This window comes from Oceanobacillus sp. HCA-5259 (assembly GCF_037892815.1).
Taxonomy (GTDB): domain Bacteria; phylum Bacillota; class Bacilli; order Bacillales; family Amphibacillaceae; genus Oceanobacillus; species Oceanobacillus indicireducens.
Window position 1 is genome coordinate 20,746 of the sequence record NZ_JBBKBV010000043.1, and the last position, 8,139, is coordinate 28,884.

General features: G+C 44.6%; 7 protein-coding genes and 1 pseudogene. 6 read left to right on the plus strand and 2 right to left on the minus strand.

Features of this window, described 5'->3' with window-relative positions; genetic code table 11:
• Positions 1 to 33 precede the first annotated feature (33 nt).
• The 6 genes and pseudogenes from WKU33_RS16825 (at position 34) to WKU33_RS16850 (ending at position 7,074) form a co-directional block, all read left to right on the plus strand.
• A complete protein-coding gene (locus WKU33_RS16825) occupies positions 34 to 1,215 on the plus strand; it encodes an NAD(P)/FAD-dependent oxidoreductase (protein WP_156857741.1) in 1,182 nt (393 codons plus the stop codon).
• On the plus strand, positions 1,216 to 2,253 hold the full coding sequence (locus WKU33_RS16830) for a proline racemase family protein (protein WP_156857740.1): 1,038 nt from the start codon (positions 1,216 to 1,218) through the stop codon (positions 2,251 to 2,253).
• 1 nt (position 2,254) lies between these two features.
• Complete coding sequence (locus tag WKU33_RS16835) at positions 2,255 to 3,172, plus strand: proline racemase family protein (protein WP_340455690.1); 918 nt, start codon at positions 2,255 to 2,257, stop codon at positions 3,170 to 3,172.
• Positions 3,173 to 3,229: 57 nt separating this feature from the next.
• Positions 3,230 to 4,651, plus strand: coding sequence for a Na+/H+ antiporter NhaC (nhaC, locus tag WKU33_RS16840; protein ID WP_340455692.1), 1,422 nt, complete (start codon positions 3,230 to 3,232; stop codon positions 4,649 to 4,651).
• A gap of 21 nt (positions 4,652 to 4,672) precedes the next feature.
• A pseudogene (gene dapA, locus WKU33_RS16845) lies at positions 4,673 to 5,566 on the plus strand (4-hydroxy-tetrahydrodipicolinate synthase).
• 17 nt (positions 5,567 to 5,583) lie between these two features.
• Positions 5,584 to 7,074, plus strand: a complete 1,491-nt coding sequence (locus tag WKU33_RS16850; RefSeq protein ID WP_340455694.1) for an aldehyde dehydrogenase family protein — start codon at positions 5,584 to 5,586, stop codon at positions 7,072 to 7,074.
• On the opposite strand, the gene WKU33_RS19140 is transcribed toward WKU33_RS16850, so the two are convergent.
• Together WKU33_RS19140 and WKU33_RS16855 are read right to left on the minus strand one after the other, a co-directional pair.
• The gene (locus tag WKU33_RS19140) at positions 6,980 to 7,324 is read right to left on the minus strand and encodes a transposase (RefSeq protein WP_445321711.1); all 345 of its coding nucleotides are present in this window, start codon (positions 7,322 to 7,324) and stop codon (positions 6,980 to 6,982) included. The genes WKU33_RS16850 and WKU33_RS19140 overlap by 95 nt on opposite strands.
• 179 nt (positions 7,325 to 7,503) lie before the next feature.
• Positions 7,504 to 7,785 carry a hypothetical protein gene (locus tag WKU33_RS16855; protein WP_340455696.1) on the minus strand — a complete coding sequence of 94 codons (282 nt, stop codon included), beginning with the start codon at positions 7,783 to 7,785 and terminating at the stop codon, positions 7,504 to 7,506.
• Positions 7,786 to 8,139 lie beyond the last annotated feature (354 nt).

Consider the following 8,139-nt stretch of genomic DNA (forward strand, 5'->3'; position numbering starts at 1 on the left):
TTACAGAGTGTCAGGAATGAAAGGAGGGGTGCAATGAACAATAATTCTCATCGGGATATTGTCGTCATTGGAGGAGGTATTATCGGTGCAGCTATTTCTTATTATGGTACCAAGGCAGGACTGGAAATAACCGTTCTGGAAAAAGGAGAGCTTGCAGGCGGCACTTCTTCCCGGTGTGACGGAAATATCCTTGCAATTGATAAAGATCCCGGCTTTGATAGCCAGATGTCTTTTGCCAGCCAAAAGCTGGTACGAGAGTTGAGCAGTGAACTGGAAATACCCTTTGAATACCGTTATCCGGGAAGTATCTTTGTCTGTGAAAATGAAGAAGAAATGGAAGCGGCAGAGAAGTGGGTTGCACGTCAGGTTGAAGCGGGACTTGAATTCCGGATGATTGACAGAGAAGACCTGCTGAATGAATCCAAATACTTTGCTGATGATCTGCTTGGCGGGCTGGAATGTAAAACAGATTCAACAGTAAATCCTTATATGCTGACATATTCTTTGTTTCACAAGGCAGAGAAACTAGGTGCTCGCATTCATACACATACGGAAGTGACCAGCCTCAAAAAAGTAACAAGCGGAGAATTTATAATAGAAACGACCCAGGGTAACTATACGGCGAAAAGAGTAGTGAATGCCGCGGGAATCTGGGCGCCCTTTATCGGCGAAATGGTCGGGGTGAAGATCCCGATTAGCCCACGGAAAGGACAAATTATCGTTGCTTCAAGGCAACAACCGGTCGGTATCCGTAAAATTCAGGAGTTTGGTTACTTGCTTTCCAAGTTTGGTGGAGAACGGCAGGTAGATGAAGAGACAAAGAAATATGGTGTTGCACTCGTGTTCGAACCGACTGCTGCGCAAAACTTCCTGATTGGGAGCAGCCGGGAATTTGTCGGATACGATACCACCGTAAACTGGGATGTGACAAAGGTGATGGCAAATCGGGCCATGCGCTTTTTCCCGAAAATACGCGATATGACGGTCATCCGTACGTATGCGGGCTTACGACCCTGGACGGAAGATCACTTGCCGATTATTTCTCATATTGATGAAGTGCCTGGTTTTTATGTGGCGGCAGGGCATGAGGGGGATGGCATCAGTCTTGCAGCAATAACTGGAAAAGTCATTCAGGAGATGCTCTCCGGTGAAGAACAAACGATACCAATCGAGCCACTTCGCTATGACAGGTTCAGAGAAAGGGTGAAAGTTTAAATGAAATTTGACATGCTGTTTACCACAATTGATACACATACTGGAGGTAATCCGACACGGACGGTGATCAGCGGTCTGCCGGAACTGAAAGGAGACACGATGTCAGAAAAAATGCTCTATATTCATGAGCATTATGACTGGATCCGTAAATTTTTAATGAACGAGCCACGCGGACATAGCGTTATGTCCGGGGCCCTGCTTGTGGATCCGTGTCATCCGGATGCAGATATTGGTGTGATTTTTATTGAAACGGGAGGATATTTACCGATGTGCGGGCATGATACAATCGGCTGCTGCACTGCACTTATTGAGACAGGCATGATAGAAGTGAAAGAACCTTATACGTTTCTCAAGATCGATACACCAGCCGGACTTGTCGAGACAAAAATTAAAGTAAGTGGAGGGAAAGCGGTGGAAGTGACATTTGCGAATGTTCCTTCTTTCCTTCTGAAGTCCATTGAAATCGACGTCAGTGGCATCGGCAGAGTGGAATGTGATATCGCATACGGCGGGAATTTTTACGGGATTATAGATGCAAGAAAACTCGGGCTTTCCTTAGAGCCGGATAACGCTTCGACTATTATTGAAAAAGGCATCACCATCCGTAATGCGATTAATGAGGCTGAAAATATCGTACATCCGGAGTTCCCATTTATTCAGGGCCTGACACATATCGAGTTCTTCTCTGACCCGGTCCACCCCGATGCAGATGTGAAGAATACGGTGGTTGTTCCGCCAGGCGGGATTGACCGTTCACCATGTGGCACCGGTACATCCGCAAAAATAGCGACCATGTATGTAAGAGGAGAGCTTGGTGTCGGGGAGGAATTTATCCACGAAAGTATTGTCGGATCCTTATTCAGAGCCCGAATCCTCGAAGCAATTAAAATCAAAGACTATGAGGCTGTTATTCCGGAGGTGACCGGATCAGCGTGGATGATGGGGATGCACCGCTTTTACTATGATGAAAGTGATCCGCTCCGTGAAGGCTATCTTCTGATTCCGCCAATGCAAGACCAATCAAGGGAGGGGGTATAGAATGAATCTGTCTAAAATGTTTTCTACAATCGACACCCATGTTGCAGGCGAGCAATTTCGCATTGTAACCCAATCCCCAATTCGGCTGAATGAAAGGGATGTGTATGCAAATAATGAACGTTTGCAGACTTCCTTCGCTAGTGAAAAGGCATTGCTTATCAATGAGCCGCGGGGACACAGAGGGATGACAGGCTGTATCGTTACTTCATCTCGTCATGCAGATTTTTCACTGTTTTTCTTTAGCCATGATGGAGCGACGTTTAAGTATCCGGGGCTTGCGGCTGCACTTACTGCACTGCTCGAAACAGGAAATATTCGTCAAAATGAAAGCGGTGTCTACCGGGTGGAAACGGTACATGGTATTTATGAACTGAACACTTCATTTATAAATGGAGAAGTAAAGGAGGTGCAATTTGAAACAGATGAGGTCGGCCCTATTGAAAAAAGGCCGGTCTGCGAGGAAGTGACAGTAGCTGGCCAAAGAAAGTATCTGGTTTTCCCGTTTACGGAAGAAGTTCCTGAGTTAACTACAACTTTTATTTCAGAGGTAACAAGATGGGGCAGAACGACGGTGGAGGAGTGGCATGCAGCAAAGGAGGAGTTTACGGGTTTAATTCTTGCGGATTTTGCCGCCGCACAGCAGGGGCTTGCCCGTTCCGTAACGTTTGAATCAGACGGCAGTATCACACGCTCTGCCGGAGTTGACAGCACGATTGCGTTATTTGCAGTATTGCGCAAGTCGTATCCAGAAATGGGGTGGTTGGAAAACAGAAGTGTTTTTGATGAGCCGATTATTGCAGAAACACTTCCGGAAGATGAGAAGCGTTATTCCGTGCTACTCCGGGCAATTGTAACCGGTACGCATGAATTCTTATTTGATGAAACGGATCCGCTGCGGGATGGGTTTATCTTAACGTAAACATGGAGCAGAGACCAGCAGGGTGTACAGGAATTCCATATAAAGAGGAGGAAAAAAATGAAATCTGAGAAGGCATTAAGGCTGCCGAATCGTGGCGAGATATTGTTTGCGCTGATTGGCTTTGGGGCAGTGATGTTTATTTTTATTGTGCTCTTTGAACTGCCAATTCACCTGGCATTGCTGGTGTCATGGTTTCTTATCATTGCGGTCGGACTGAAAATTGGCTATCGCTATAAACAGATGCAGGATGGACTCCTGAGAGGGATTTATGATGGGCTCGAAGCAGTATTGATTCTGATTACCGTTGGTGCCTTAATCGGTACCTGGATTGCCGGTGGTATTGTGCCCTCGATAATTTATTACGGAATGTCAATTATTGATCCAAGCATTCTTCTCTTGGCAGCTTTCTTTATCTGCACAGTGACATCTATCGTAACAGGAACTTCTTTCGGCTCTGCAGGAACAGCGGGGATTGCGATGATGGCGATTGGAGCAAGCTTCGGTTTCCCTCCTCCGCTTGTTGCGGGTGCTGTCATTTCCGGATGTTATGTTGGGGATAAGCTGTCACCTATTTCTGATACTACGGTAATGACTGCGTCTCTTGCAAAAGTAGATATCATTGAACATATTAAATCCATGCTTCGGGTCAGTATTCCGGCCTGGGTAATTGCTGGTGCACTATTTCTGATTGTCGGTTTCTTCTATCAGGGAAGCGGTGATCTGAGTGCTGCAACTTCCATAATGGCTTCCTTGAAGGAACATTTTAATATCGCCTGGTATATGCTACTTCCTGCAGTCGTGGTGGTAATGCTGGCAATGAAAATGCCTTCGATTCCAGTTATCATGTTCGGCGCACTATTAGGCTCCATCTGGGCATTTATTTTCCAAGGTGTACCTTTCCTTGGTGCGATCAATATTATGTATGCAGGCAGTGAAATTACTTCGGGGATAGCGTTCATTGATGAATTGCTAAACCGCGGCGGGATTGTTTTTATGCTGGATGTTATTGCTTTAATTATCCTTGCGCTTGGAGTTGGCGGTCTCATGGCGAAAATCGGCATTATTCGCGCAGTAGGAGATTTCCTTGCGAGATGGGCAATCAATCCGGGCAGACTTACAACATCCACTGTCATAAGTGGATTCATGGGAAATGTGTTTGGGGCAGCTTATGTTTCATTAATTACAGCAACAAAAGTTACAGAAGACAACTACGATAGGATGAAAATTGACCGGCGTGTACTTTCAAGAAACACAGAAGCTGGAGGGACAGTCACCACACCGCTTGTCCCGTGGTCTGACGGTGGGGTATTCATGACAGCAGCGCTCGGTGTGCCGACGCTCAGCTACTTGCCATTTGTCTGGTTTAACTTGCTTGTCGTACTGATTACTCTGATTTATGGCTATACGAATACATTTATCTGGAGAACGGAAGAAGCAAAAGACGAGAAACCAATTGAAAATGTTGTATCAGGAAATTAATGAATATAAGGAGGAAAAAAAGTGAGTAAAATTAAAGGTGTATTTCCAGTTTTAATTACCCCGATGCTTGAGGATGGTGCAATTGACTGGGACGGATTCAGGAAAAACATTGAGCACTTTATTGAGGAAGGTGTTGCTGGAATCGCGATTAACGGCAGTACGGGAGAGTTTGTCAGCTTGACGAAGGAGGAGCGCTTTAAGGCGGTTGAGATAGCGGTCGATCAGGTGAACGGCCGGATTCCGCTCGTTGTAGGGACGGCGGCAGAGACAACAGCTGATGCGGTCGAATATACACAGCAGGCGGAAAAACAGGTGCAGATGCGGCACTGCTGATTAACTCTTATTACGCTCACCCGAAAGAACATGAAATCTATGAGCATTTCAAAACGGTTGCTGAATCGGTTCAGTTTCCTATTATGATTTATAATAATCCATTTACATCAGGTGTCGATATTAGTACAGAAACGATTTTAAAGGTGGGGAGGGATGTCGCTAATATCACGCACATTAAAGAATCAAGTGGCGACATTACAAAAGCAAGAGATATTGCCAGGCAGGGAGTAGGAGATATTGAAGTGTTCTGTGGTTCTGAGGACCTTGCGTTGGAGTCCTTCTTAGTCGGAGCAGTCGGGTGGATTTCTCCAGCTGGAAATATTGTGCCGGGACTCGTGACTGAGTTGTATGAACATGTAAAAAGCGGTGAGCTAAACAAGGCATGGGGGCTGTATGATCGGCTGCTTCCGCTTTGTAATTACCTGGAGGAGTCTGGAAAGTATGTGCAGCTTTTCGAAAAGGGCAATGGAACTGAAAGGCCTTGCTGGAGGACCATGCCGCAAACCGAGATTAGGGCTCACGGAGGAAGAAGACGCGAAGCTGATTGAATTGATGGGAAGTCTTGATGTTTTAAAACAATAAAAAAGGAGGGAAAGAGTATGCAAACTATAGGTTATAATTTGAAGCCTAGAGTACAAGAGTTTTTAGAAGGTGTGAAAGGTCTCTATATTAACGGTGATTACGTGGAATCAGAAAGTGGAAAAACGTTTGAAGTACTCGACCCGTCGACAGAAGAGGTAATTGCCACCGTTAGTGAAGCGCAGGCAGAAGATGTTGATAAAGCTGTTCAGGCAGCAAGAAAAGCTTTTGATGAAGGCGAATGGACCGACCTTGAGGCCGCAGAGCGTTCCCGCATGATATATAAATTTGCAGACCTTTTAGAAGAACACCGGGAAGAATTGGCACAGCTTGAAGCCTTGGATAACGGCAAACCTTATCATATTGCGATTACGGATGATATCGATGGGACGATTGAGCAATTCCGTTACTATGCGGGCTGGGCAACAAAGTTACTCGGAAAAACGACATCAGTTTCTCCAAATTATGTGACCTATACCGTTCATGAGCCAATTGGGGTGGTCGGTCAGATTATCCCGTGGAATTTCCCGTTATTGATGGCTGCATGGAAGCTTGGATCCGCGCTTGCTGTCGGATGCACTGTCGTCATTAAGCCAGCTCAGGAAACACCGCTTTCCCTGCTTTATGTCGGACAGCTTTTTAAAGAAGCAGGCTTCCCGGATGGGACAGTAAATATCATTCCTGGCGACGGACCGGTTGCAGGAAACGCACTTACAACGCATGAGGGAATTGATAAAATTGCATTTACCGGATCTACTGCTACTGGTATAGAAGTCATGCACCGAGCGGCTGATCAGGTGAAGGACATAACGCTGGAACTCGGAGGAAAATCCCCGAGCATTATTCTGGAAGACGCAGAGCTGGATGAAGCGATTGAGGGTACATTTAATGGGACGATGTATAATCATGGACAGAACTGCAGCGCTACCACAAGAATCTTTGTCCACCGCAAGCACTATGATACGGTCTTACGCGCACTGGAAGAGCGGGTGAAGAAAATCCGCCTCGGTTCTGGACTGGATCCGGATACTAACATGGGTCCGCTTGTTTCTGCCAAGCAGCAGAAGCGTGTCTTGGATTATATTGAGCAGGGCAAGAAAGAAGGTGCTCGGCTTGTTACTGGAGGAGGAAAAGGAAAGGACAAAGGTTTCTTTGTAGAACCAACGATATTTGCTGATGTTACGGATGACATGGTAATTGCACGTGAAGAGATCTTCGGGCCAGTCATGTCGGTATTCGTTTTTGATGATGTAGAAGAAGTAATCCGCCGGGCAAACGACAGTGATTACGGCCTTGCCGCAAGTGTCTGGACAGAAAATATTAAGACGGGACATTATATCGCGAAAAAGCTGAAATCCGGGACGGTGTGGATCAATGACTTTGGATTGGAATGGGAAACCATGCCATTTGGTGGCTTTAAGAAGTCAGGAATCGGCCGAGAAATGGGTGGAGAGTATGGACTTGCGAGTTATACAGAAGTGAAGAGTGTGTTTGTGAATATTGAGAGGTAGTATTTACGGGAGATAAATCCAAAAGGACGGGAACATAGTGCGCATTGTAGTTATACCGTTCCTGTTTGCCATAAGTACCTGCATGTGTAGGGTCCAAGTCAAAGATAACCGCATCTGATTCCCGATGTGAATGCATTTTATCCAGCAATACTTGATTGGCTTGAAGTAAAGAAGTAATGGAATGAGAATCAAAGCAATCCAAAAAACAGGATAAGATTGGTTGGGAAGCAAACTTATCCTTCCCAATTATTTATGTGAGTAACAGGATCGCTTATCAAAGCATCTGCCGCATCATCTTCGGCATATCCACGCGATGATGCGGCAGATTTTCTGGCGGAGTAAATCTTCATTCGCATGCACAAAGTAACGCGGTACATCGTTTAGTTTTAAGTACTCTGCCAAATTCGCTAAGAAACTAATTTTTATCACTTATTTAATTCTTTTCAGTTCCGCTTCTTGATCAATTGAACGTCTAGAAAGAATATCAACTGTAAGATCTAACTTTTCCAGCTTATTCCGAATATCTGTTATTCCTTCAGCATTCTCTATGACTTGGTCTGAAACACTCTTCATTTTCCGTTCTAAAGATTTAATATCTTCTTTTGTTGCCATCTTCGTTTCTATTGATTCCATTTTCGTTTCCATCGCTGTAATTCTCTCGTTAACAGATTTCAGTTCTTTAAGAATTAATTCGATTCCTTTTTCTGTCATTCGTTTTCCTCCTCATTTTAGAAGTCTTTAATCCTTTGTTCTATCAACGAACATGTAACATCAAGTGTTACCATCCATTTAAAACTAGTTGTATATAATAAAATATATCTTTCTTTTGTTTATCCTATATACAGGATAAACAATATTATTACCATTGTCAAGAACAGATGTTCCTGTGATTTTGTGCTATTAAAGTCCATTATTCCATGCATTGTCATATATAATGGAACACAGAACTGTGAACTGTCCCATTGAAGGCTGGATTTTAACCCTAAGGCTGTAGAGGATTCATACAAATGGTGGTTGTCTCGTAGAGTTGGAAAAGAAATAGTCTTTCATGAAGTTTTCTTCTCA